The sequence below is a fragment of the Caballeronia sp. LZ003 genome, assembly GCF_031451465.1.
Taxonomy (GTDB): Bacteria; Pseudomonadota; Gammaproteobacteria; order Burkholderiales; family Burkholderiaceae; genus Caballeronia.
This window is the reverse complement of the sequence record NZ_JARUXJ010000218.1, coordinates 54,565-78,375: the sequence shown is the minus strand read 5'-3', so window position 1 is coordinate 78,375 and position 23,811 is coordinate 54,565. Positions and strand designations below refer to the sequence as shown.

Here is a 23,811-nt window from a genome sequence, read left to right as displayed (position 1 = left end):
GATTGTTCTATCGGTTTCATCGTTAGTCGGTGTAAAGAGCGTCGTCTAGGGCGTCGATCATGCTGTCGCGCCAATCGCTTACAACAATCTTTGCGTACACGAAGTTGCTTTTTGCTTCGCCGTCGCCTTCCTGCGCGATGAAGTCGGAAAACGAGAGTTCCGAATCGCGAACAACCTGCATGATCCGGGTGTTCATCGCGGGCAGGAGCAAGCACGTTTCGCCATGCTCCGTTCCGTAAGCCGCGTCGAAGTGTTCGAACTCTCGCACGCGACCAAAGCAAAGGTTTTTAACCGGCGTCACAGTCGGAAAGCTCTTTACCAGACGGCCAAAAAAATGCAGTCCATCTGGTAATGTATTCATCACAAACAGCACGCGAACCGTAAATCCATACGCTTGGACGAGCCGAATGAATCGCTCAAAAAACAACATAGCCCGATCGTTGATGCCGTCCGGCAGATTAGTAATGACGTGGCCAGAAACGACCACGCCATCCTGATCCGCAGTGCAAAGAAAATCGGAAAACATCGGCCAGCCATTCGAGTCGTGGAGGTCGAAGCGGTGTGTTGGCAATGATTTCGCAAACACGGCTGCTACGTCCGGCGTTCTCGTATCGCCGTCAACGACCGTCACGGGATGCGAGGACGCTCGCAGCCATTCAACAAGACACTTAGCCATGACGGACTTGCCGCAGCCGCCTTTGTTGCCCGCGATCAACCAGACAACCCTATCCACGAAAATTCCCCGTCTGTTCCAATAATGCTATAACTATATCATCTTGCAGCCGGACCGGGAGAGCACTTAGAAGCTCGTAGATCGCATCGTGAGCACGTCTCTGCATCGTTGCGGAGGCTGTTCCCCGCTTCACAAAACGGTTCGCCGCGCCCGCCGCGACTGCGCTCAGCTCGCGCAGCAAGGGGATCAGGCAAGCCTTCATCGCTTCGTCGTAACTCTTGGATGCCGGGTTGACAGTCACAGGCTCGGACTCTTTCGTGTCGCCAATGCGCAACGAATGCCCGATAGCCCACGAATCCGGAGTTGCCTGCACGTAATCCAACCTGACGAAAAAAACTCGATCGGCTCGAAATTGGATTGCCTCGCATACTGTCCTTGCGAAAACTCCATCAGCGCCCGGAGCAGGAAACACCAACTGGTCAACGTCCGCAAGTGGGACCGCCCAGCCGGTATCGGCTTGCGGCACGGAGGACAACACGCGATATGCTCCCATCTTTCCGCCGAAGTAACACCGCTTGCCGGTTTCACCCTCGAAGTACATGACTGCTTGACCGCGCTTGAAACTCCGTGCCATTCGCTTTCTCCCTTGGTTTTTCCAACGTCAGAAAAAGCACCGGCTCAGAGAGTGAGCAACCCGCGCAGCCCGTCCAGCGTCTTGTGGTTTTCGGTGATCCACATGACCAGTTCCATGTTTTCGCTGGGTGACAACTTATGGGGCGACGTGTGCGCCTCTTTCATCGCCACCGCCGCGCGGGAGAACGGCATGATGTCCTCGTTGTCCGCGAAGAGCTTATCGACGGTTCGTTCGTGAAGTTCGGACATCGAGACGGTGACGCCGCCTGACTGCTCGAAACGCTGTCTGGTAGCGCTGTTTTCCCAGCGGCTGAACTTGTCGGCGTCGCCGAAAAAGAGGTTCTTGACGACCACCTTACCTGTCAGACCGGATTCCATCACCTTCAACGCCTCGTTGAGCAAATTGACACTGTCCGGCAGTCGATTGATGATCCAGAACATCACCAATGGCCGATCCAGCATTTTCACCGTCTGGAGAAAACGAGCACCTTCGCGCTTCATTTCCTCGCCAATACCGGCAGGCAACGAAATGGCGACGGCTTTATCCGGGTGTTCCATCATGAAGTCGGTTAAATCCATCCATCCTTCATGAACGCGGAGATTCGCTCGGATGTTCGGCATGTCGTTGGCGAACATCCGCGAGACGTCCGGGTTACGCGTATCACCGTCCGCGAGGACCGAGGGAATCTCTCGTTTCAGGAGCCAGTCCACCAGGACGCAGGCATATGTGGACTTTCCCACACCGCCTTTGTCGCCGTGGAGGATAAAGACCGGCTTGCCGGTTGCTGCCTTGGGTTTCTCTGCCATGTGCGATAACTCCTTAAGTTAAATAACTCGCCAACGCATGAACGCAACGCGTTCTTTTTCTGTCAGCGATTCAAGACTGCGACTTTCTTCTTTGTTCCAGATCATCGACCCGTACACACCGCCCAATCGACTCCCATCTGGACCAAGGAAATATTGCTCAGCCGGCTCACAGGCGAGGCAATGATTTATAGCCCCCTCCAGTTCGCTCAACGAAAAGACGGACACCCTAAGTCTCCTGACGATAAAGTGATATCAATATATCACAATATCTAAAGTTTTCCAGTGAGTCGTGACGAATCCGAGGCGTCGCCCTGATATAAATGCGACCCGCGTGTCAGCCTTTGTCGATCAGTGCCATGTTCGGATGCTGGCCGGTCAGCAGCAGAAACAGTTCCCAAGTCGGCAGCGGAATTTCACGCGCGTTCGTTTCATTACTGCTTTCCCACTTGTCCCAAGTGCGGCGCGGTTGATTGGACGTTGATACGAGCTTTCCAGCGGCGTCTTGCGAGAGTCCAGCATTTTCCCTTGCCGCTCGAACTTCATCGGGGCTAGGTAGCGTAATGCGCTCTGCAATGGGCCGGTTAAATGACATGCACAAACTCCGTTAGGCTCAAGGACGCCAGCGTCCTTTTTCAAAAGTGCGATGTTACAGGACGAGCGGGTTGAGACGGGTCAATCGGCGCGCACTGGCGAGACAACGGCACTGATTGAACCCGATGGAGGTAACTCAACCGGGATGGCACTCCGGCGCATCAAGTGTTCAAAAAGCGCCTGGAAATGATCCAGCACGGCAGCGGCACCAAATCCAATCGTGATGACGACTCCAGCCCATTGCAAGACAGTAGGATCAGCCAACGGCGTTATTGATGCGACCTGAGGGTACACGCGTGACGCCAAATCCGCGCCCAGCATGTCTAATGCGAGGAACGCCCATGTAACTGCGAGCGGGCATGCAAATTTTGCGACCATCCAACGGACGGAATGCATCAGCACGCAGCCGGCCGCGAGGATCGCCGCAATGATCGCCCAAAGCGGCAAGACTCCAAACGCGTGACGCATTCCGCCACGCCAGCCCGTGATTGCGACTGCAACGAACGACAACGCATATAGGATGCCGAGGGAATCAGTGAAGGGATTCGGCGCAACCTTAGCGGCGTCGACGGGTTTCGGGTTCTGGTTCATATCAGTTCGCGATGTGTGAATAACTTCTGACGTTGGAAAAAGAGCCTAGCCACCGATGCGGGCGGCTATGTAGCGCAGACGCGCTAACGAGGCGACACGCGCGACGCCTGTGCGCGAGTAGTAGTCGATCATTGAGGAAAGCCACTCAGCGCACGTCGCTGCGTCCGGCAAAACATGGCGGTAGACAAACTCGGGTGTAAGAGCGGGCGAATGTTTGGCCACGATCCGCGCGGTTGCCGCGCGAACCCGCTCGCTCGGCAACGCATGCGTAGCGCACGAAACAGGCAAAGTGGCTTTCACGTCGATTCCTCGATGGCGTACCAGCCAATGCCCATCTCGGTCGTTTCAAGTGCGGAAATCCATTCTTCAGACCCGTCCGCCATCTCGACTTGCCAATGCGTTCCCCAGCGATTGACATCCTTTTCAACAATCCGTCCGGGACGATCCTCGGGGAACTGACCGGGTCCAGAGACCACGCCCACGCGCAGTCCGATACGGAGAGCGGTTCGCTTGTATTTGCTTCGAATCACGATAGACCTTTAATTAAATTAGTAAGCTTGTGCGGATCGCTGCTATCACGCGGCGACTTCGCGAACCTCGTTCGGAAAATCGCCAAGAAAAGGTGCGAGCAGAGTGAGAATTTTCGACACAGCGCTTTCGCGGAGATGCACAGTGCTGGGCCGCGTCGTCGCAAACGTCTCCATGCCCGGAAACTCAACCCATGCGTCAAACAAAGCATTCTCAGCTTCAACAATCAGAACCTCAGCGCCAAGCAGCGGACATGCTTCCGGGTGGTGGACGATGAAGCCAGCCGCGTCGCGCGCTTTCCATGTTTCGCGATAGAAGACTTCGCGATCCGCTTCCGCACAAAGGCAGACCCTCTTCGGATCGAGAATCACGGAGTCTTCGACGCCGAGACGCACGAAGCGCGTCGAGACGCGAAGTTGGAGCTTTGCAAGAATCTCGGTCTCGTACTGCTCTACGACTGGTCGCACCGATTGCTCATGTGCTTTCGCGAGAAGCAGAGTTCGCGCGGCGCGCAACTGGTTTGCAGTGGGCTTGAATGCGCGAGCCATCTCATGCGTGTTGGTCGGGACAGGCATGCTTTCGTCTTTGTTCAGTTAGCGATACGCAGGGTTAAAGGCCGGATTAGATGCGCGATTCGAATTGAATGGCGCCGAACAGCAAAGCCGTTACCACCACCGCAATAACCAGTTCCATTTTTTGGTTCCTTTCTCGTTGATTAGTAGTCGATCGCAGCGCGCAGTGCGTTCGCTTCCATGAATGCACCGTGCTTGACGAGGTAGCGACCGCCTACCGCATCGAGCTTGATCAACCTGAGCTTGAGCATGGTGTTCAGCGCCTTGAAGCCTTGTGCGCGTGAGCAGCCGGTGATTTTCTGGACAACGCCGACGAAGTGGTCTGCTGCAATGACGCACCGTTGAGCTACTTGTTTCGTGCCTTCCATCGTCGCTGTCCGTGCATTAAAAATTTCAGGTTTTTTGAAGAGTCTCGCACCCGGCGAGCTTCCTGCCGTTACGACATCAACGCTTCGGCTGCTTCTTTTGCGATGGCCTTTGCGCTGTACACAGAGTGGGCCTCACCCACAGCGTCTGCGGTGTCCTGATCGGCACCGTCATAAATCCAGTACGTCTCCGTGTCTTCGTCCCACACGGCGTAATAGGCAACCCCCATATCGGGGAAGTCCAGAATCTTGAACGGCGTACCTTGTTGCATTTGCATCGCGTGTGCTCCTGTTTGATGTGTGGAAGAGGTAGTCCGGGACATCAGCACTCTTGTTCGTCAACCCATTCCCAAGTCCATGAACCCGCGCCGATCGGGTATGCCTTGATCGGTCCGAAACTAGTGTCGATCGTTGCGCCCGAATACATCTCGTCTTCGTCACCATCAACCCACACGAACGCATCGCGAGCAGCATCGAAATGCAATTCGGGGAAGAACTTGATCACTTCCAGCCCTTGCTCAAAAGTGAAATAAGGCATAGCCCAGCCGTTCCACCGCAGTCCGTTCGACCATGCAGCGATCGAGACGCCCACATCAAAATGCTCGAAGGTCGCATCGCGCGAGGTGTAAGCAGGAACCGTAAAAACGGAGAACTCCCGGAAAAAATGCGCGTGCGGCAGCGTTTTCGTGAAGCCGCCGCCTTGCGCGACGAACGTGATGACACGGGACGCTTCGTTGCCTACGACTTGCACTGTGTCTCCCTGCTTGTTCACGTAGAGCTTCGGTTCCATGCTGGACTCCAATCCGGAAGATTTAGAAAACCGTTCAACATCGCGTTAAACACAACAGACTCCATTGTACCCAGTGGGTACATAAAACGCAAGCAGAATAATACATAAAAGCCGATTGACTTGATAGTACCCAATGGGTACAATTAGGCCTAGCAATTCATTAATGGGGGGAAAAATGAACGCTCCTGCTGCGCAATTAGGTTTTGATTTTTCGTCAGATGTGTCGCATTCGTTCGCGCTTACGTTTGGCGCGTGGCATGACCCCGAAATGAACGCACAGGATTGGACGAGCTCACTGCACGTTGCCGCACGCGGCGTCGCGAACGTTGATAGCCGTCTCCTGCCCTTCTTTCAGTTGGGCATCGACACTGCGAAGGACGAACTTGCAGAGGTGATCGCACGACACGGAAACGTTTCGGTGCGTATGGGCAAGACGAAGGTTGTTGCCGAGGACTTCGGCAACCAGGATGCGTTCTTTGAACTCTGCGAGCAGCTGACAAACTCGCCTGTTCCAGGAATAGAGGTCAAGTCGCGTGACACTCGCCAGTCAAAGATGAGCGCGGTATTTGTAGAAGGAGTTGGCACTCTGATCGCGCGGTACTGGAGCATTTCCGAGAACGGCCATATTGCCTATGTTCCTTGGAAAGACCGGATCTTCCTGTCGAGCTATTTGGACGACATGCCGGTAATCAATGCCCCGTATGCAACGTGGAAAGACGCCTACTGCGCCGACAAGATCGCAATGTCTGGCAAGGGCGTTGCGTCCGTCCCCACGTTCAAACTGGGAGGCCGCGAGTATGTGCGGACGTGTGGCACCGGTTTTCGCGGTATGGAGTATGGCCGTGCATGGCGCGTTGTCCCGATCGCAGACTGGACGGGCGAAACATACTCGTATCAAACGATCACCAAAACTTGGGACGATGGCATTCGCGAACGTGGTGACGATCGAGGATTGGTTGTAAAGGTGCGTGGCCAGTTGTGCGTCCTGGAGAGCGCTATCGAGGTGTACGACGAGCGGCCCTCCGCAACTGATTCGATTGCGCGGTTGCTTGCAGACCGCGCGAACGAGGTCGAGGACGATGAATATTGCGATGACGAGGTCGACGACGACACAGACGATTCCGACGAAGAAGACACGTTGGAAGCGCACTACGCCTAACGACGCGACATTAAATGAAAAAACGGACGCCTTGAGCGTCCGTTTCTGTTTCTAGCTCACGACGCGAAGCCGTCACAGCTTCGCGGGCATCGTGACGAAATCCTTGCTCGACTTGCCTTTTGTGGGAGCAATGACGCGTCCCACCGTGCGAAGAAGCCGAATTTGTCCTTTGGTGAGAAAACCGTGAAAAGGCTGACCGGAGACGTAGAAGACGAAGTCCCCTTCTCTCAACTCCAAATCGCCTAGCAGTTCCGTGCGTTCCTCCGTTGCGAGGCTCGCTTGCTCGACATCCGAGAGCGTCACAGCGCTTTCACTATGACCACCGGGCGCAGCCCGGTGTGCTTTTTCTGACGTTGGAAGTCCAGATGCCGCTTTGACTCCAACGGCGGTTTCGGGCACCACCCTTTCACTTTCTATCCGCGCCAGTTCCGCCGCTTGCGGCGGAACTGGCGCGGCCGGCGAAGCCGGACGCGCATTTTCGCGATGCAAAATCGTTGCGCTCATTGCGGTCGTAACCCTGCGCGGCACCGCGACAGGCTCGAAAGGCTCCGGTTGCAGCGGATCGTCTTTGAAAGCGTCCTCGAGCGGAGGTGTCGCTTGCGTTAGACGCGCACGCCGAGTGGCAACCGTGTTGCCATGCTCCGTATGTTTCTCCCGGACCTGTCTCTGAATAGAGTCGCGCGTGAGCGCGATCTTCTGTGCATGCCTGAGTCCTTCAGCTGCCAGTTCGGACTGGGTCTTCAATTCAAAAAAATATGAACGCAGCGTCTCTGTCGGCAAGTCCAATCCAGACGCTTTCAGTATCTCCGCGATCTTCTCGAATGCCAGGCCGCGTTCCCGCGCGGCGATCAACGTGCTGAGCAACTGCTTTACCGCATCGCGTTTGCGAAAACGATCGTCGGGCAGTTCGCTATAGATTGCCTCCAACAGCCGTTGGCGAGCTATCTCAATTTCACTCCGTTCGAACTTCTTTTGGCTCGCCATTTGATTCCCCCGCGATGCTCCTGATTACTACATGAACGAACTAATATAATATCACCACAATGGTTTGTGAAAACGTCCGCGCCGGAATCATTCGAGGCACCCTCCGGGTGCTGAACGGGAAATTCATCTCCGCTTGCTCCGATGAACCCCCCCCATTGGTCCGCGTGGGTGTCTCTATATGTTCCACCCAATCTTCCACGAAATGTTCCACTGCCACACCACACACCTTGAGGACAGGATGCCAGATGTCATTACAACGCAAGCGTTGCAATGACACCGGGCTAAAGCACTCGGTGGCCTTCGGCCCCCTTCGCGCTTTAGCCCTTCTGGTTGAACTCAGGGCTTCGCCCCGAGACCCGTAAAGCAAAGAGATTAAAAAGTGACATTCAAGAAAGTTGCAAATGCGCGTTCACAAGTGATCCAAATCCGCGTCACGCCCGACGAGAAACAGTGGATAGCGGACAGGGCCGAAGAGCGGAATCTGACAGTGACAGAGTTCGCGTTGCGCTCAATGCGCGGAAAGTCGATGCGAAGCGCGTCGGAGGTCGACGCGATCGAGCAGTTGCGCTCTTGCTCGGCAGAGTTGCGACGGCTGTATCACGCTCACACGAGCCTGGCCCCCGAGTCCCTTCAAGCTGGACTAGATGCAGTCGTGCAGAACCTACTTACGGTATGGGAACGGGGCGGAAAACTATGATCGTCAAAGTTGCCCCTAATCGGCGGGATGGTCGATCCTCGTTTCAGCAGCTTGCAAAGTATGTGACTGAAGGCATCCATCAATCCGGCGAAGCTCCGACACGCACCAGCTGGGATCGCTTGACTCAATACATCACTGCGGACAGCGTCTTAAACGCAATGGGTGAGAACGTCGAAAAGACCATCGGCGTAGAGATTGGCAACCTTGACTCCCTTGCTACGGCCCCGGTGGAGATGTCCGGCGTCGCTCGAAAAAACCGGCGCGTGCAGAACCCGGTGTATCACTACATTCTCTCGTGGCCGGAGCATGAGCGGCCGGACACGAAAGATATCTTTGCGGCTGCGCGCGACACCCTAGCGGCGTTGGGGCTATCGGACCATCAATACATCGTCGCAATCCATGCAAATACGGACAACATTCACGCGCACATCGAGGTCAATCGAGTTCACCCCAGCAGCTACAAGGCACAGCATCTTGAATTTGCGCATGCGACGCTACACAAGGCCGCGCGCGAAATTGAAGTCAAATTCGGGTGGCATCACGACAACGGGATTTATCAAGTCGTGGAAGTTAACGGGTCGAAGCAGATCATTCGGAACAACGATTATGCAGACCCAGAACTCGTGCCAACTCGCCCTGGCGCCAAACAAGCAGAGGTCTGGTCGGGAGAAGAGTCACTGGAGACATGGTGCAAAGGAGAGCCAGCCGCGGAACTGAAACGAGTGCTGGCCGACACTAAGACTGACAGTTGGCAGGACGTTCACAACGTCCTCGCAAAGTATGGTCTGGAACTTCGCGATACGGGCGGCGGCGGGCTGAAAGTTGCCGACGTAAGCGACGACCGACCGGAGAAATTGGGGAAGTCGATGTCGGTCAGCGCCTCGGCGGCGTTCCGATTTCTGAAGCGCGGCGAGTTGGAAGCTAAATGGGGAAAGTACCAGCCCTCAGCAAACGATGTGATCCGAGTCGAGCCGAAACGCACGTACAAGCGCGATCCTTATAAACGACTGGAATCTCGTCTAGCTCGAAAAGCTGTTCGAGATGCGCTGTATGAGCAGTACAAGCAAGCAGACCGCGAGGCGCGTCAGCGCCAGGACATCGCACGAGAGGCGTTGGCTCCTTACGCCGCCGAGGACAAGCGCAGGTTTGCGGATCTGCGGGAAGCTTATAGCGCGCGGCGTGCGGTTATTAAAGCGGACGCATCTCTCGGGCCGACGCAAAAGCAGCAGGCTTACATGATCGCGAAGGTGTCGATGACCGCAACGCGACAACAATTGGTGCAGCAAATACGGGGAGAGCGTGTTGAGCGCAATCGACTACTTCCGCCAGTCCCGTCGTGGCGCGAGTGGGTAGAGGTGCAAGCACAAGCCGGTAACGAGGCTGCGATAAGCGCACTGCGTGGAATGATTTATCAGGACGGACGGGACCGAAAGAAGAAAGAGGCCCGCGACGCCATTGCGGAATCTGAGAACGCCATCATGCCGGCGCGTGCCGCTGATACTGATCCGTCCATTCGTCCGTTGGGAAATCTGATCTGGAAAGTCGGAAGCAACGGACGCGTGAGCTACAGTTTCGATGACGGGCAGCCGGCATTCCGCGACGATGGCGAGCGCTTGACGTTTGGTCGAGCAGACGTTTCGGACGGAGCGTTGGCCGCAACGCTCCAGTACGGGGCCGAGAAGTGGAAAGACGGTTTGCGTATCTCGGGTGGTGACTTTGCCTTCAAGGCACGGGTTGTACGGATGGCCGTTGAGCAAGGCATCGCTATCCAGAACACGGAGCTTCGCACGCTTGAAAAGCAAATCCGGGACGAGATTGCTGCGCGTAAGCAGATGCTCGCGATTGCCGACCGTCAGGCGTCGGGACTGCCTGGTGCGCAAGTCACTGGAAACGTCTCGCTGGCCGAAGACGATATTGAGACATTGGTCCGCGGCATCAAGCGCACCGCGAGTGTGGAGATGGCCGCAACTGATCGTAAGACATATACCGGCACTATCGTCGCGCAGAACGCGAAACACATTGCGCAGGACGTTGGGCAAAACCGTTTCGTTATCCACGACCGGAGCGCATTCGATCTAACACCGGAGCACGGCGCCCGCGTCGCGATCAAATATCGAAGCGGGAAAGCAAGCGTGTCTCAGCCAAAGGCGCGTGTCGAGAAAGGAGGCCGTTGAAGTTCGCGTCCGGTGCGGCCGACTGCGATTTCCAACGTCAGAAATTGGATGTCGGTCGCCCGACGTTGTTGGTCACGAAAGTTCGTATTCGGGTGGAAAGTTGATTGTCACGACCAGCCGCGCAAACGCGGCGCGCGTCGTCGCCTCTGCTGCGACGCGATCGGGTTGTTGGTCGCAAGACAGCCAGAACGTCACAACCACGCCATCGGTCACGGCGATCGAGCGATGACGCGGTTCGGCGTCAGTCGCACTCTCGAATTTGCATCGGACCATGTGTAGCCCCGGAATGACGGCGTCCAAGTCGCGCGCTTGGACGCGGTCGCCATCGCGCAAACCACGAAGAGCGTCCGGAACAGCGTCCGGGTTGTTGGCGTGAAGGGTCAACATGACAGGGCTATGCCGAATCTGCATTTGCCGAAGACACGACGTGCCGGCATAGGCTTCTACAGGATCAAGGCGAATATAAGTCGAGTCTCGATGCGGGAAATCTTCGGGTCGTTGCACTTTACCGGTGTGGTTTTGGCTGGATGAGCTTATTCCGCCAATGCTGGCTCTGGCTCATCCGGTTCATCCTTTCGCGGTGCTGGCGGCAACCCAGCCAGCGCAGTCTGCCGCAAATTGTGTTCAACAAAGAGCAGCCGCATCTTTTCCATGCAAACGAGATGGCCGAGGTTTTCGGCGCGCCACGAGTCGCGCACGCGATCGAAGTAACCGGAAAGATCAGCCATCACTTCACGCGTGTAGGCAATTTCAAGAAGCAAACGCTCCACGTCTCGGTTGCCGCGATACTTCCGCCAGAACTCCCTGCTTTCCGCCAGGCCGACTGGCTCAAATCGAGGCAGCTTGCTTCGCATGAACCCCTACTCCGTTGTCGAGTACAGTTTCTGCAACGTCTCGGATATAGACGGGATCGCACGCGGAACGGCGCGGCGATGCGGGCTTATCAAGATTGGCGACGGGGTCAGTTCAATCACGAACGGCTCGATGCCAACTGGCCCTTTGCGCTTGACCATCTCGATACTCACCCCACCCTCAGCTGGACGAACTGCGATGCGTACCGATGCCGACGACGTGTCGTTTTGCGCGGTGAGCGGACGCATCACGAAAAACAGGGTCTCAGATGACTGCGCGTGCAGTGACAGCCGGCGCAGCGATTCCGGCCGCATATGGTTTTGCCAAAGCACAAGCGCCCCACAGGTGTTCGCCTTCAAAATCTGCTCTGCCGACCAAAGAGCGTCAGCAGTGTTCGCAGGTTCGAGGCGAGTCACTTTCTCAGGCGGGAGGCCAGCATATGCGTATCCAAGTGCATTCGGGACGGCAGGCGGATCGACAAACATCAGGTCGCGTTTCGATACCAGCTTGAGCGCAGGCAAAAGTAGCCGCATCTCTCCGATGCCAGGGCGGGCGCACATTATTTCCGTGAGCGCACTTACAGGCCAACCCGAACCCGGCATTTCGCAGTCGAGGCGGTCGTATCCGGTCGGCACCGTCCGCCCGACGCTGCGCGCTAACTGGTTGCCTCTCCAGAGACTGGGATGAATGTCTTCGACATTCTTAGGAAGGGTGGACATGACTCGGCTGGGACTGTATGTATGTACAGTATCTTACGCCTGTTGAGTGCGGTTGCGCGACGCAGAATACGCAACTAATTGTCTGCCCCTCCCCCGCCCTTGCCTGTCGCCCTAGCTTCCGCTAGGGCGGCACGACAATCAGCGAATCAGGCGTTCGGTATCGCGAGCTCGCTTAAGCTCTTCGTCATCCACATACGTGAGCGTGGTGTTCATGTCGGCGTGGCCTAGATTTCGCGACACGGTCACGACTCCCCCGCCTGCATCGACCATGCTTTTGGCGAACGTGTGCCGCAGCCAATGCGTGGATGCTTTCCGAAGATTCTCGGCGTCGATCGGGTCGCGAGCGGCCCAGTAGTCGAGCGCTTCGCGGAAGATGTCTTTGACAAGCCGATAGACGGACGACCTATTTGTGACGCCGTGAGATTGGCCGAGGTCTTCCCGGAGATTGCGCATTCGCCGATCGGGAAGGTCGACATTAAAATCGGGAGTGCGGCGCCGCGCTCCAAGGATCAATGGCGTGGTTTCGCCGGCCGATGGCAGCGGGGAAAGACCGTATGCGACGCGGTAAGCCTGTAATCGGCCCATTACCGCAGCGAATGAAACGGTGCGAGGGAATCCGCCTTTTGCAGTAGTTACGTCAATCACCCAAACGCCGGAAGGTCCGTCAGGATCGCGCGCACGGTCTGCTGCCGTTAACTGTGCGTACCGTACCGCTCCCATTGTTGCGCCCGTGGCTTCGGATGTTCGCAGCCCAACCTTAGCGAAGAGGTCGAGCACAAAGAGATCGCGTGCCTTCTTAGCGCGCTGACGGTCGGACGTGCATGCTCTGCTCTCAATCGCGGAACGCGCCAGGTCCAGCGCGGAGTGATCCAAGAAACGGCTTTGCTTCTTCGCGCCGCGCGAACGCTTGCCCATAAGTCCAAAGCCCGCAAATGGATTTGCACGAAGATACTGCATGTCTACAAGCCACTTGAAAAGGCTTCCGGCAATGACTTGCGATTGCCGCGCTGAATCGGCGGACAGCGCTTTGCGGAAAGGGGTCCACGCCAAGTCGTCACGCCGGACTCGCGCCGGACAAATGGTACGTTCATCAGGCGCGCGGAGAAAAGCCAAATAGCTGGCCGCGTCATCGAGCGTCCACTCGGAAATAGGACGACTCACCCAGCGCGCGTACCAGAACAGGCGTCGCGCTTCCACGACGTACTGTGCGAGGGTTGATTCCGCAAGTCTTCCGTCGCCAGCAGATTTAGTTTGTAGCCATCGGATTACCGCGTCTTCATCGGTTAATCCACTTGGCAAAATCGGGCTCTCGGCACGATTGCGCGGCAACGGTGACGGTAGTTGCTGACCTACGTAAGACTCAATCGACTGCGTCATATGTCGCCAAGGTTCCATGCCGATGCTTGTTTCGTTTCCAGGGCTTACGCTTCCGGGGGTTGGTACGGCAACGTTTCGCTTTGGCCCACACCTAGCAACTCCAACCCGGCGCGCACTTGCCGAATCTGTGCGCTGAAATCGAGCCTCACCGCCTCGCCCTCCATTGTGCCGTGCATGCCGTCATGCACTACCAAAGCGTGTAGGGCAACGTTGAGAGCGCGAGCAAGCTGGCCGTCCCTGCTTGCCGCTTCAAAGATTGGATTAGTCTGCATGTCTGCTCACTTCCATGATTGCAATGACAAGCCCCTTGGGCGTCATGCCAAGGCGCGCTCGCACGGTTCGTGCTGCAATCTCTGCTTCTACTCTACCGCGCCATTTGTGTCATGCCCCGTTCCTTAAAAGCAACGGATGTCTCTGCGCGGGTCGCCTTGCGCAAGAACCCGCCTGGCGTGCCGCTCATTGGTATGATCGGTGCAGCGGACTTAATGCTGTCCACCTTACGTCGTGAGCCTTTTTCGAATACGGGCTGGTGGTTCGAATGGAAATACGATGGTTTCAGGTTACTCGTTTGCAAGCATGGGGATTCGGTCGAACTGCTTTCCCGGCCCGGAAATTCACTGAACCGTGCATTTCCAGAACTCGTTGATGCGATTGCTCGCGTGGACGGTAGCTTTGTATGGGATTGTGAGCTAACGACAGGCGCGGCACGCGGATCGGAGGCTTTTGAGCGGGTGCTGTCGAGAGCTTGCATGTCGGTCGCGCCGCGCATACGTGCTGCGGCAGGCCGCTACCCTGCACGCGCCTGCGTCTTCGACATACTTGCAATCGGCAAACGCGATTTACGGGGATTACCTATGCGCGAGCGCAAGCTGATCTTGCGCGATACCTTCGAGGACACACCTCACCTGCTTTACGCAACGGGGGTCCCCGATGCCGGTGAACTCGTGTTCGAGCAGGTGGTGCAACATGATTTCGAAGGCATGGTCGCGAAGCGCCTAGACGCGCCTTACCGTCGCGGGCGATCTAATGATTGGGTGAAGGTGAAGAATCAAGCTTATTCCCGAAAAGCAGCGTTAGGGTTTAGATGAATCCGGGTATGAACTCTGCACAGGCTTTCGTAAGTACCGGAGGAAAACATGGATCGAACCTACGAGCAAACGATGTCAGACCTTCGCATGATGCTGCGTGATCAGCCTCCGTACACCACGGCCGACCTGACCGAATGCGCAGTTGTCTACCTCGACACCAATGGCGCTTTGCACGGCGTGTTTCTCAGCGCAGACGAGCCGGAAGGACTCGATGAACCCTTTGCCGTCGACGCTTGGTTCATCGGCCAGATCGATGAGAATGTTAAAGACTGGTTTGCGAACCCTCGTTTCTCTCATCGACCGCTTTTGCGGGACTGGGAACTTGATGCGCCACCCCTTGAATCCACAGTGGACTAGGCGGGAGGGAGATACTGCCCGGTCGTTTCCAACGTTGCGAGGCACCCGCGGTTTTATGTCGGCGCTCAGCGTTCAGGGCTGCGCCGTTTGGCGGCCGCTCTCCCTTCGATTCCTACGTCGCTCAACTTGCCGCCTTGATACTGGACGCGCAGTTTTGCGCCCACTTCAACGGGCATACTGACTTCTGAGCGAGGGTGCGCGACGACATCCCCGCGCCCAACGGCTTGATAGATCGCGTCTGGACGGATGGCGACGATTTTGCCAATATACATCCCGCTGGCAGTATTGATGGCGCTCAGTTTTTCAGGGATTTGCCCAAACGCAGCCTCCTGTTCCCGGCGAACGCGGACGAACTGCATGCACGTCGCTACATCGCGCTCGGCCACACCGGCCTCTGCAAACCGCTCGGGCCAGTTTCCCAAGATCGCAACGGCTCGTTCTACTTCAGCGCTCGCCTCTTCTTTGGTAAGCATGAAACGTCCGCATTCCGACATGGCGTTGGCAATCGACGGCTCGTGACCGAACACACCAACGCGCAACTGTTGATACCCGACATTCTGAATTTGCGGCTGAATATCATAGGCCGGCGAAAGTTTCCATTTGCCGCGCTCAAACAGAAACGCATGATTCTTTTCATGGTCGTCGGTGTTTTCCATGAGCACATTGAAGATCATGCGTCTGAAAACCTGCAAGCTGTCGGCTTTCGGTTCAGGAGAGAACCGGCGCGCCACGTCCGCAAGATCGGAATAGGCGATGTCCTCGGGCGATATGCCCTGAGCCATGATGAGTGTCTTGGCGCTGGCAAAATGACGGCGCGCCCCCGTCGCTTCGCGGTCAAATCGTTCAACCAGAAGCACGTTCCTACCGCGAATAGGGACCAAGCGGGACGCAGGCGCCTCGATTCCACACTCTCTCGCCAACAGCAGAGATGCATGCTCAATCGCGCTAACGTCAACTTCGTCGCCTTCCGCCGCGAACTTGGCGATCCAAAACCGTCCATCCTCCTGAATGATGGCTTTGGGTCGCGCACCACCCACGCTGCGCCCCGGTTGCAGAAGCCGGCGCAGCCGCTCGTCAATCGGTTCGTGCACCTCGATGGCATGTGCGGCACTTGCCAGAGCGCCAAGGTCGGCACCGTAAAATGCCTGGTCTTGTGGCGTGCGGTACTCCCCTGCGTCCCAAGAGAATCCCAATGCGCCGATGCGATCCTCGCCGGCGAGGGCAAGATAGTCGATTGGCGAGCGTCGGGCAGGACGAAAAGCTGTGTCGATGACGCGGCGTCCCCAGCGATCGGGGCCGGCATCTTCGAAGATTGGATGCAGTTCCTGACCGTTTGCAGGTTCAAATCTGCCTGCCTGCAACGGCAAGTCAGGCGAAAGCGCGAAGCCTGCTTTGTCGGTAAGCCAGCTGGGCGAATACGAAAAAAGACAGCGACGCCCGCCTACCAGTTCGAGTGTGCCGCACCGGTTTGGCGTGAGAGCCTGAGGTGGATAGATCCAAACGTGCAGTTCATTGTTCATCGCTTACCCTTCGCGCCCGACAGATTGCGCAATTCGAGCATCAGAGCCGTTTCATCCGTCGAGGGGTCCGCAATAGTTCCCAGAAACTGGACGCGACCGATAAGCCACAAAGCCGACGCATAGACGCCCATTGACACAGTCGGGTCGCCTTTTTCCATCTTCTGCAATGTCGGAACCGATACCTGCATACGCTCCGCGAACGCCGCTTGGGAGTCGTGGCGACGCTTTCGGGCCACCCGCAAATGTTCGCCTAATATTATTAGGGCGCGTTCGACAGGTGCGGGCAGCATGTCCGCCGCAGTAGATCGTCTTGGCATGAAAGAATAGGACGTAAAGTTGCCAAAAAAAGAAACTATTGTTTATATTACGATGACATTCGTCACCTGGCAACCTTTACGCGATTGTTTGGCTCGTGCATCCCCCTTCCAACGTCAGAAGTCCGCCAGACGGGGCTGGGCGCCGATCGGCGGCTAGGACCGCGCAAACCACTCAAAACGCACCATTATTAGGATAATGATGCGAAGTATAGGTAATGAGTAAATATATCGACGGTTATATTTACTCTGCGCTCGGATCGACCTAGACTGGCACGGTTGATCGCAACCTCGGAAAAAGATGGCACGCCCACGGACGACTTTCAAAGACGAAGAGCTTCGCGGCATTCTGGACGCAGCGCGCGATGCAGATACGCGGTACCCCGAGCATAACGCCGGCTTTCTGGATCATTTCATAACGGGGGTAGCAGAGGCTACTGGTCGCCTGTTTGGCCAGCCGATATACGTGCGGCTGCTGAACACGGCCGGAATAGGTCGCCGGCCATCTGCCCCGACATGGTCGGCCGCGATAGCGCGCGCGCGCTCGACGGCCCTTCCCTCACCAGCGCGGCGTGCAGCGGAGGCATCGATCGGGTTGCCCGTTCAGCGGATGTTCGAACCCGAACCGCTTGCCTATGCGTGCACGACGGAGCGCAACGACGAATCCGCCGAATGGAAGGTACGCGTGCAGGTAGCCGAGGCGGCGTTGACGGACGCCTATCGGCAGATCCAGAGATTGGAGACGCAGCGGGATGATGCCTTGCGTCGGCTCGCTGTTGCCGACGCTCGAGCGTCATCCGGAGAACGCCAGGTAATTGAATTGACGACTGCGCGGGATTCGATCGCCGCTTCGCTAACGGCACGCATCGACGCGTTGCAGGCTGCGGAGGGAAGGCTGGCGGGGCTGGAAAGGCATTTGCGGCTTCAAACCGATCAGGTGAGGACGGAACTTTCTCAGGAAGTCGCACACTATAAGAGCCGGCTTGAAACGGCTGAAAAGGCGCTCGCTCGCGAGCGCAGCCAAACGGATGCAATGCGTCGGGTGATAGGCAACCGCGCATCTGCTGTTACCGATCAAACGGCCCCGGATCATCCTGCCACCTAAATAGGCGCGGCTGCCCCACGCCTTTTTTGACCTTGCGGCTTTAGGCGCTTACGGGCGACCGACTTGATTGGGCTGGGGCACGATGCAACGACTAGCATTTTTCTGACGTTGGAAATTCCTGAGAATTATCGTCTGCGGTCTAGCGATCGGTCTTTGAACAGATCAAGGTTGATTTCACGATTAAACTTTTTACATACCAACCCCGGTACTGTGCGTAATTCTGCAGTTGTGCCCGTCAAAAACACGCTGCGAGCGCCTTGTTCGCCGACACGGCGAAATCTGGCCAGCGCACTTCCAACGTTGGAAATGCGCTGACCACGCCACCTTGCGCGGCGCGAAGGAAATTGCGAAGTTCAGACGTGGTCAGAAGCACGCCGCAGCAGATGCGATCGACGGGGCAAACAAGATTCCCGCGGTTTGGATGGCAGCACCGAGAAACCATGCCAGCAAGCCAAAGCCTGCGATTTTGAACGTGCTTTCTCGGTCGCCAGACGATCGTACTAACGCGCGCAAGCAGGCCCCAAGTAAGAACCAAGCAGGCACCGACGCGATAGTGGCGCGCAGAAGCTCGCCTTCGTGCGCCCTTGCCACTGCGACCCCACCAAGTACGACTACGGCCGACAGCATCATGGCGGCTACGATTACAAGCGCAAAGAGCGCTTGGCCGTCATTTTCAACTTGAGTACCGCGTATGGCCTGAACTTTCAATTCCATCCTCCGTTTCTATAGCCGCATTCGCCATCGAATGCGCCGCCTTCACGAATTCATCGCGCGTATAGCCGCGTCGACGAAGCTTTCGTATGCAGCCTTAAACAGTGCTGAGTTCAATTGAATGAGCGTGTGCTGCTCTTCGCGGCGCAGGCTGTCAATTGGCCCGAACTGATAGATGCGAAGGTCGTTGCCAGTGCTTTGAAAGCCGAGATGACAGAGATTGTCGTGACCGCCGTGACTGACGACTCTGGGTTGCTCTCCTTTTCTCGGGATGAAGCAAATCGACACGCTGGCGCGGTCCGGTACCGCGTTCGGCGTGTACTTGGCCCAGTAGCCAGTCGCCTTCATGTCCGCTACCTCACGTTCTAAGTAGTCCATCAGCCCCACTGCGCGAAAGTGTTGCCGCGCCTGCTCAATGAGCATTTCCCGGCTCGACGTTTGGATGGCCGTACTGATGGACTTGCTTGCGTGCTGCTGTGCCAGCGCTTCCCGAATGTCCGCTTCAAGTTTTGAGAAGTCTGCCATGTTCGTCCTTTCTGTGTTTTGTCGTGTTGCTTGCTCGTCGTATCGCAAGATTTGTGATCGCAAGAGACTCAGTTATGGCCGAGGGGGCTACTTTTTAGCTGCTACCTCGTGCTTAGGCTCGGCCAGATCGCTATTTTGAACATGCGCGGATGGAGCCGCTTTACTCTGCCGTGTATGGTTCAACCCGTCTCCAAGCCAGTGAGCGATTAGTGCTATTGCTGGGATTCCAATTATTATTAACCACATGAAACCGGGCATATTCCGCTGTACTTCAGCTCGTGCATTTTCACCGTTATCGCCGTACATATGATCCCTTCTTTGCAATCTTTAACGTAGCCTTGTCTGGTGCTTATATCGTGACAATCGCGTATAGCGGAGTTCCGACTAGGGCGGTTGTCGCTGCGCCAATTGCTAAAAACGGTCCAAACGGAATCAACCGGTCGTTGATGTTGCGACGACAGGCGATCATCCCGAGTCCGTACAGTGCGGCGCACAGGAGCGCAACCACTAAAACGTGCAGCAGCGGCTGATATCCCAGCCACGCGCCGATTGCAAAAACCAGCTTCACATCGCCAAACCCCAACCCTTCGGCTTCGGTCAATATGAGAATCGCCCGATGAACGATACACAAAGCGCCGAAGCCTATGACCGCGCCTCCTGCGGCGGACGGAAAGGGCGCGACGACCGATTGGATGTTCAGGGCCAAGCCTGCTACGGCCAGCGGAATCGTAACGATGTCCGGCAGCAGCAGCGTTGAAAAGTCGATGACTGCCAAGAGGAATAGCACAAACAGCAGCACGGTAATCGCGATGCCGTGAGATGTTGCGCCTAGTATCGCGATGGAGGCCCCCGCCAACGCAGCGGAACCAACAACACCTGCCCACGACGCCATACCCCGGTATAGCCCGCACGCTTTGTGTACTTCCTCAGCTATGGCGTCTTCCGCACGCAGCGCATGCACCGTCGCCATTCGGGCTAGGTAAGGAAGGCAACACCCTGCCGCTGTGCCGGCAGTCGCTGCGCAACCGACTGCGAGCGGCGTCGTCATTTGCGGGCCTGCCGAGCATCGACCGCGGGGAACGACGGCATCTCGTCGGCCGTGTCCCACGTCCACGCTTCGAGCGTGCTTTCCTCGATAAGCTCGTGCAACTGCTTACGGTACTCGTCGGGAGAGCCATAGGACGTGATGTACATGGCGACCGGATCGACGGTATCAGAGAGGACAGCGAGTGCCAACGGCGTGGTGGACGGCAGGTTGTAACGTAGACCCTTCACGAAACGACGCTTCTGCGCAATCAGGGCATCGAGCAACATCTTTTCGTCCACGTTTTCGTAGGGCAACCAATGCTCATTAACGAGCATCAAGGACGCCTCTTCGAGCGACGCGACGCCGGCACCGCTTACGCCGAACGTGCCGACAACCAGCAGGTGCGACGACTCTGCGCCGCTCCACATCGACAGTTCGTGCTCGAACCGCTTCACGATCCGCTTGTACAGATCGTCGTTCATAAAGAAGTGCGCGTCCGGCAGATGCTTCAAAACCATCTTTTTTCCGAAGCGAGCGTCGCCCATCTCTTTTACTTCACCGACGACCATCATCAGCTTGCGCGTGCTGCCGTCGGCTTGCGCGAGCGGATTGAAAATCGCCATGCGACGGCGCGTGATCTCGTCCTTCTTTTCGAGCGAGAAACTCTCGGGGATATACAGCAGGTCGGCAACTGAACCGCCCTTCGCTACCTTGTCGCTTGCTGCTTGAAGGAGGCACTTGCGAACGACCCACCAGCTGCGCTTATCCGTCATTGCCGGCGACCAGCGCGTCAGGCCACCCTCGTCGTACAGATAATGCAGCAAGCCGCGAAGCGTAAGTTTCTTACCATCGGTGCGTACCGTGTCGGATTCGGCACCGCCTGGCGCGGGTGCGGCACGCGAACCGTTCTTGGACAGCGCGAAATCAAACTTGAGCGTTGTTATGCCGTCCGCAATATTCGTCTGAATTGCCCCGCCCATTACCTCGCCTAAACCGGACAGTTCGGCAGGCGGCTCGTAGGACTCGCACGACGTTGCGTGCTGAGCGCCTGTATGCGGCATCCGTTTGATGATGTACTGATGGCCGAGCTTGGCCACGTACATTTCGATGCCCGATCCGCGACACATGCAGAGCGGGCGCTTTTCGGAACCGTAGACGGAAGCGAGCGCCTGGCTCAGTTTCTGGTCATCGGCCGCGAATGTGTTTCCGGCAATTCGATACACTTTTCTGCTCCTTTGGCAGTCGGAAACGCACCACCTGAAAGCGGCGCATTATTGATATAAACATATCATTAATGCGCCTTATTTTCAATGCGGGTGATAGTCCTCGCCCTGCGAATACACGTATGCCCAGTTTTTCAGGTAGGCGCGGACTACGTCGAGATTTCCAGAGAGCACCACGACATTCTCTGCGTTCCGGCGCGCGGCGGACCTCGTGTAGTTGAAGCTTCCCGTCTCAACGGTCCGTCCGTCCGTGACAAAGAACTTACTGTGCGTAATGGGGAATGCGCTCACCACGCGTGTCGGAATACCCGCGTTTACCAGTGCGCCGAGCGCCGCGCGTCCTCGGCCAGAGCGATCCTCTTCGAAATTGCTCTTGTAATCGACGGCCACTGCGACATCGACGCCTCTCCTTTTGGCGTCAATGAGCGCCTGCACGATTTCCGGCGACGTGAAGGAGTAGCCAATCAGGCGGATCGACTGTCTCGCCGAATTCAGCGTTTTCAACACGAGTGCTTCGGCGCTACCACCTGGTGTAAAGCCGACTTCGACGGTGACGCCTTCGGAAGCTCGTGCGCTACCGCCAAAAGCTAATGCACAGAGGAAGGCCAGACCGGCAAAGCCGCGACCGACAGAACCAAACGTCATACGTAATCTCCAATTTCCAACGTCAGAAGTCGTTCGCTTCCGCAACGCCTCGGTTAAATGCCCAGCGTCAGCTGTGCCGTTTCTCTCGATTGCACCTTGGCTTTACCTCTGTCGTACTGGATGCGAACGGAATCGCCAAGCTTTGGACGCGAATCGAAGGACTTTGCCAGATGCAAAACGCCCTCTTGCCTGCCGGCGTCCTGAATGACTACCTCGCCATCGACGGCGAGAATCCGCCCCGCATAGCGCCCGCGTGACGGCTCGGCTTTGCGTAGCGTTACGACCACCTCCGATGCCAGGTCGGCCACTCGCTCTGACACGCCCAATTCTTCGACCATCTCCGCGACGCGGCGCTCTTTCAGTTCGATTTCTGGACGACCGCCGAAACGATTGATTGCGTTGCCTACGTGCTGGCCAACATCCCTGAATGGCTCATACACAACCCCTTGCCCCAGCACCTCGTGGGCAACCGTCTCGGAAAGACCGTCGACCAGATGCGGCGGGACACCCTTAACCCGCGCATGCTCTACCGCCGTCAACTGGCGCAGAAGGTTCGGGTTCTCTGGGTGCTGAATCTTTGGCTCCGTGCTGCGTACTTTTCCGTAGCCCTTCCCGATCGTTCCTACACTTTCGGCGGCAGCGTCATAAATCTGCATCTTGAACCCCTTCCCTGCTGACGCATCACGCTCCTGCTTCGCCTTCAGGCCTTCCATCCGACTCCAGCGCGGATCATCAAGCGGAATCGGATCGAGCACGTCGCCCAGTTCACGAGGTTTGCTTGCCGGTGGCATTAACTGGTCAAAGTCAAACTTGATTCCCTGCGTCACAGCGACCATGCACCAACGATCGCGATTTTCGAGCGCGCCCCATTCCTTCCCGTTGAGGACGCGTTCGTGCGTTTCGTACCCAAGATCGCGCAGCTGATTCCGCAAGATGGCCGCGCTCGCAGACGCGGAATACGGAACAACGTTTTCATAAATAACGATAGCAGGAGACGCCTTGTTTAGAATGACTAACGATGCGACAACAAGATGTCCAACATCAGGATGCGCTTCCGCTATACCGTGTCCCCTCTTCGCTAACCCTGCTTTGCTTGCACCGGAGCACGGAAGACCTAGCTCCATGATTTCCACTTTTGGAATTTGTGCGAGTCCGCGATCGTCAAAAGCTAACTCCTGCATCGGCGCGGACAGAGGGATCGTGATATCCGACCACGCATCATTATGCGCAGCAGCCTGTTCGAGAAGTTCGGGACGAATCTCGTTCGCGAATTTCAACGCCGTGTTCACGCCGGCTGCCTGCAAGCCTGCATGAATGGCGTGAGTGAGGACGCCGCCGCCGTGCGACAAGCTACCTATGCCAAGCGCCTCGCCTGTTTCGAGCTTCTGCCGCAAGCGCTGGAAACGCTCCTGTTTCTTCAGTTCGGATGCCAGAGGCAGAAGATAAATTTGCCCTTCCTTCACTGCCACCCGTACAGCGGACATGCCGTCGAAAACAGCAAGTAGCTCGCGGCTGTTAAGGTCGATCACCGGATTCGAGCGCTCACCCATTCTCTTTCCGGACACCACGCGTGTGCCGTCCGGATTCGCCTGTAAAACGACGGTCTGGCCTTCGACAACAACATCGTAGCGCTGCCCAGGTTCGAAGCCCGCACGCGCGGTCTGAAGCCCTTCAAGCCACACGCGCGGAGCGCCGCGATGATTGCCGATCTTTTTGATGAAATAGCCGTCCATTTTGTTTTCCTTGGTGTTTGCGCCGCGCAGGCCTGCCCGCGCGGCGCAGGA

At 56.8% G+C, this 23,811-nt stretch carries 29 protein-coding genes; 6 read left to right on the top strand and 23 right to left on the bottom strand.

Going from position 1 to position 23,811, the window contains the following annotated elements; all coding sequences use genetic code 11:
• Nucleotides 1-22: 22 nt before the first annotated feature.
• The 11 genes from QCE79_RS34910 to QCE79_RS34865 all read right to left on the bottom strand — a co-directional run bounded on the left by QCE79_RS34910 (nt 23) and on the right by QCE79_RS34865 (nt 5,550).
• Nucleotides 23-733, bottom strand: a complete 711-nt coding sequence (locus QCE79_RS34910; RefSeq protein ID WP_309852504.1) for a hypothetical protein — start codon at nt 731-733, stop codon at nt 23-25.
• Nucleotides 726-1,307, bottom strand: a complete 582-nt coding sequence (locus QCE79_RS34905; protein ID WP_309852501.1) for a hypothetical protein — start codon at nt 1,305-1,307, stop codon at nt 726-728. The genes QCE79_RS34910 and QCE79_RS34905 overlap by 8 nt, the downstream gene beginning before the upstream one ends.
• A 44-nt stretch (nt 1,308-1,351) precedes the next feature.
• Nucleotides 1,352-2,113 carry a hypothetical protein gene (locus QCE79_RS34900; protein WP_309852497.1) on the bottom strand — a complete coding sequence of 254 codons (762 nt, stop codon included), beginning with the start codon at nt 2,111-2,113 and terminating at the stop codon, nt 1,352-1,354.
• Between the two features lie 18 nt (nt 2,114-2,131).
• The gene (locus QCE79_RS39575) at nt 2,132-2,338 is read right to left on the bottom strand and encodes a DUF3717 domain-containing protein (RefSeq protein ID WP_404989484.1); all 207 of its coding nucleotides are present in this window, start codon (nt 2,336-2,338) and stop codon (nt 2,132-2,134) included.
• A 109-nt stretch (nt 2,339-2,447) separates the two neighbouring features.
• Complete coding sequence (locus QCE79_RS34895; RefSeq protein ID WP_309852494.1) at nt 2,448-2,705, bottom strand: hypothetical protein; 258 nt, start codon at nt 2,703-2,705, stop codon at nt 2,448-2,450.
• Between the two features lie 80 nt (nt 2,706-2,785).
• Nucleotides 2,786-3,295, bottom strand: coding sequence for a hypothetical protein (locus QCE79_RS34890; RefSeq protein ID WP_309852491.1), 510 nt, complete (start codon nt 3,293-3,295; stop codon nt 2,786-2,788).
• A gap of 296 nt (nt 3,296-3,591) precedes the next feature.
• Nucleotides 3,592-3,825: a hypothetical protein gene (locus QCE79_RS34885; protein ID WP_309852488.1), complete on the bottom strand. Its 234-nt coding sequence runs from the start codon at nt 3,823-3,825 to the stop codon at nt 3,592-3,594.
• Nucleotides 3,826-3,870: 45 nt separating this feature from the next.
• Nucleotides 3,871-4,371, bottom strand: a complete 501-nt coding sequence (locus QCE79_RS34880; protein WP_309852485.1) for a hypothetical protein — start codon at nt 4,369-4,371, stop codon at nt 3,871-3,873.
• Between the two features lie 167 nt (nt 4,372-4,538).
• Nucleotides 4,539-4,763: a hypothetical protein gene (locus QCE79_RS34875; RefSeq protein ID WP_309852481.1), complete on the bottom strand. Its 225-nt coding sequence runs from the start codon at nt 4,761-4,763 to the stop codon at nt 4,539-4,541.
• Between the two features lie 68 nt (nt 4,764-4,831).
• Nucleotides 4,832-5,038 carry a hypothetical protein gene (locus QCE79_RS34870; RefSeq protein WP_309852479.1) on the bottom strand — a complete coding sequence of 69 codons (207 nt, stop codon included), beginning with the start codon at nt 5,036-5,038 and terminating at the stop codon, nt 4,832-4,834.
• A gap of 44 nt (nt 5,039-5,082) precedes the next feature.
• Nucleotides 5,083-5,550: a hypothetical protein gene (locus QCE79_RS34865; RefSeq protein ID WP_309852477.1), complete on the bottom strand. Its 468-nt coding sequence runs from the start codon at nt 5,548-5,550 to the stop codon at nt 5,083-5,085.
• Nucleotides 5,551-5,725: 175 nt separating this feature from the next.
• Here QCE79_RS34865 and QCE79_RS34860 point away from each other — a divergent pair, with 175 nt between their 5' ends.
• Complete coding sequence (locus tag QCE79_RS34860) at nt 5,726-6,709, top strand: hypothetical protein (protein ID WP_309852473.1); 984 nt, start codon at nt 5,726-5,728, stop codon at nt 6,707-6,709.
• 72 nt (nt 6,710-6,781) lie between these two features.
• Here the strand turns inward: QCE79_RS34860 and QCE79_RS34855 are convergent, their stop codons facing one another.
• Complete coding sequence (locus QCE79_RS34855) at nt 6,782-7,693, bottom strand: hypothetical protein (protein WP_309852471.1); 912 nt, start codon at nt 7,691-7,693, stop codon at nt 6,782-6,784.
• Nucleotides 7,694-8,072: 379 nt separating this feature from the next.
• Between QCE79_RS34855 and QCE79_RS39570 the strand changes: the two genes are divergently transcribed.
• Nucleotides 8,073-8,390, top strand: a complete 318-nt coding sequence (locus QCE79_RS39570; RefSeq protein ID WP_404989483.1) for a plasmid mobilization protein — start codon at nt 8,073-8,075, stop codon at nt 8,388-8,390.
• Nucleotides 8,387-10,564, top strand: a complete 2,178-nt coding sequence (traI, locus tag QCE79_RS34850) for a TraI/MobA(P) family conjugative relaxase (protein WP_309852468.1) — start codon at nt 8,387-8,389, stop codon at nt 10,562-10,564. Before QCE79_RS39570 ends, traI begins: the two co-directional genes overlap by 4 nt.
• 533 nt (nt 10,565-11,097) lie before the next feature.
• On the opposite strand, the gene QCE79_RS34845 is transcribed toward traI, so the two are convergent.
• From QCE79_RS34845 to QCE79_RS34835, 3 genes are all read right to left on the bottom strand, one after another.
• Nucleotides 11,098-11,418, bottom strand: coding sequence for a hypothetical protein (locus QCE79_RS34845; RefSeq protein ID WP_309852467.1), 321 nt, complete (start codon nt 11,416-11,418; stop codon nt 11,098-11,100).
• Between the two features lie 6 nt (nt 11,419-11,424).
• Complete coding sequence (imuA, locus tag QCE79_RS34840; protein WP_309852465.1) at nt 11,425-12,135, bottom strand: translesion DNA synthesis-associated protein ImuA; 711 nt, start codon at nt 12,133-12,135, stop codon at nt 11,425-11,427.
• 138 nt (nt 12,136-12,273) lie between these two features.
• Nucleotides 12,274-13,512, bottom strand: a complete 1,239-nt coding sequence (locus tag QCE79_RS34835) for a site-specific integrase (RefSeq protein ID WP_309852463.1) — start codon at nt 13,510-13,512, stop codon at nt 12,274-12,276.
• A gap of 341 nt (nt 13,513-13,853) precedes the next feature.
• On the opposite strand from QCE79_RS34835, the gene QCE79_RS34830 reads away from it, so the two are divergent.
• Together QCE79_RS34830 and QCE79_RS34825 are read left to right on the top strand one after the other, a co-directional pair.
• Nucleotides 13,854-14,600 (top strand): DNA ligase, encoded by a 747-nt coding sequence (locus QCE79_RS34830; RefSeq protein WP_309852460.1) that lies wholly within the window; start codon nt 13,854-13,856, stop codon nt 14,598-14,600.
• A 48-nt stretch (nt 14,601-14,648) separates the two neighbouring features.
• Nucleotides 14,649-14,957, top strand: coding sequence for a hypothetical protein (locus QCE79_RS34825; protein WP_309852458.1), 309 nt, complete (start codon nt 14,649-14,651; stop codon nt 14,955-14,957).
• A 65-nt stretch (nt 14,958-15,022) separates the two neighbouring features.
• Here QCE79_RS34825 and QCE79_RS34820 read toward each other — a convergent pair whose 3' ends face one another.
• Nucleotides 15,023-16,477: a type II toxin-antitoxin system HipA family toxin gene (locus QCE79_RS34820; RefSeq protein WP_309852455.1), complete on the bottom strand. Its 1,455-nt coding sequence runs from the start codon at nt 16,475-16,477 to the stop codon at nt 15,023-15,025.
• The gene (locus QCE79_RS34815) at nt 16,474-16,767 is read right to left on the bottom strand and encodes a helix-turn-helix transcriptional regulator (RefSeq protein WP_309852452.1); all 294 of its coding nucleotides are present in this window, start codon (nt 16,765-16,767) and stop codon (nt 16,474-16,476) included. Before QCE79_RS34815 ends, QCE79_RS34820 begins: the two co-directional genes overlap by 4 nt.
• Nucleotides 16,768-17,401: 634 nt before the next feature.
• On the opposite strand from QCE79_RS34815, the gene QCE79_RS34810 reads away from it, so the two are divergent.
• The gene (locus tag QCE79_RS34810; protein WP_309852449.1) at nt 17,402-17,896 is read left to right on the top strand and encodes a hypothetical protein; all 495 of its coding nucleotides are present in this window, start codon (nt 17,402-17,404) and stop codon (nt 17,894-17,896) included.
• A gap of 363 nt (nt 17,897-18,259) precedes the next feature.
• On the opposite strand, the gene QCE79_RS34805 is transcribed toward QCE79_RS34810, so the two are convergent.
• The 6 genes from QCE79_RS34805 to QCE79_RS34780 form a co-directional block, all read right to left on the bottom strand.
• Complete coding sequence (locus QCE79_RS34805; protein WP_309852447.1) at nt 18,260-18,610, bottom strand: hypothetical protein; 351 nt, start codon at nt 18,608-18,610, stop codon at nt 18,260-18,262.
• A 42-nt stretch (nt 18,611-18,652) separates the two neighbouring features.
• A complete protein-coding gene (locus QCE79_RS34800) occupies nt 18,653-19,132 on the bottom strand; it encodes a hypothetical protein (protein WP_309852444.1) in 480 nt (159 codons plus the stop codon).
• Between the two features lie 349 nt (nt 19,133-19,481).
• Nucleotides 19,482-20,102: an A24 family peptidase gene (locus tag QCE79_RS34795; protein ID WP_309852441.1), complete on the bottom strand. Its 621-nt coding sequence runs from the start codon at nt 20,100-20,102 to the stop codon at nt 19,482-19,484.
• 74 nt (nt 20,103-20,176) lie between these two features.
• The gene (locus QCE79_RS34790; RefSeq protein WP_309852438.1) at nt 20,177-21,382 is read right to left on the bottom strand and encodes a DUF1173 domain-containing protein; all 1,206 of its coding nucleotides are present in this window, start codon (nt 21,380-21,382) and stop codon (nt 20,177-20,179) included.
• An 84-nt stretch (nt 21,383-21,466) separates the two neighbouring features.
• Nucleotides 21,467-22,027, bottom strand: coding sequence for a phospholipase D family protein (locus QCE79_RS34785; protein WP_309852435.1), 561 nt, complete (start codon nt 22,025-22,027; stop codon nt 21,467-21,469).
• 53 nt (nt 22,028-22,080) lie between these two features.
• On the bottom strand, nt 22,081-23,760 hold the full coding sequence (locus QCE79_RS34780) for a DNA cytosine methyltransferase (protein ID WP_309852432.1): 1,680 nt from the start codon (nt 23,758-23,760) through the stop codon (nt 22,081-22,083).
• Between the last annotated feature and the right edge of the window lie 51 nt (nt 23,761-23,811).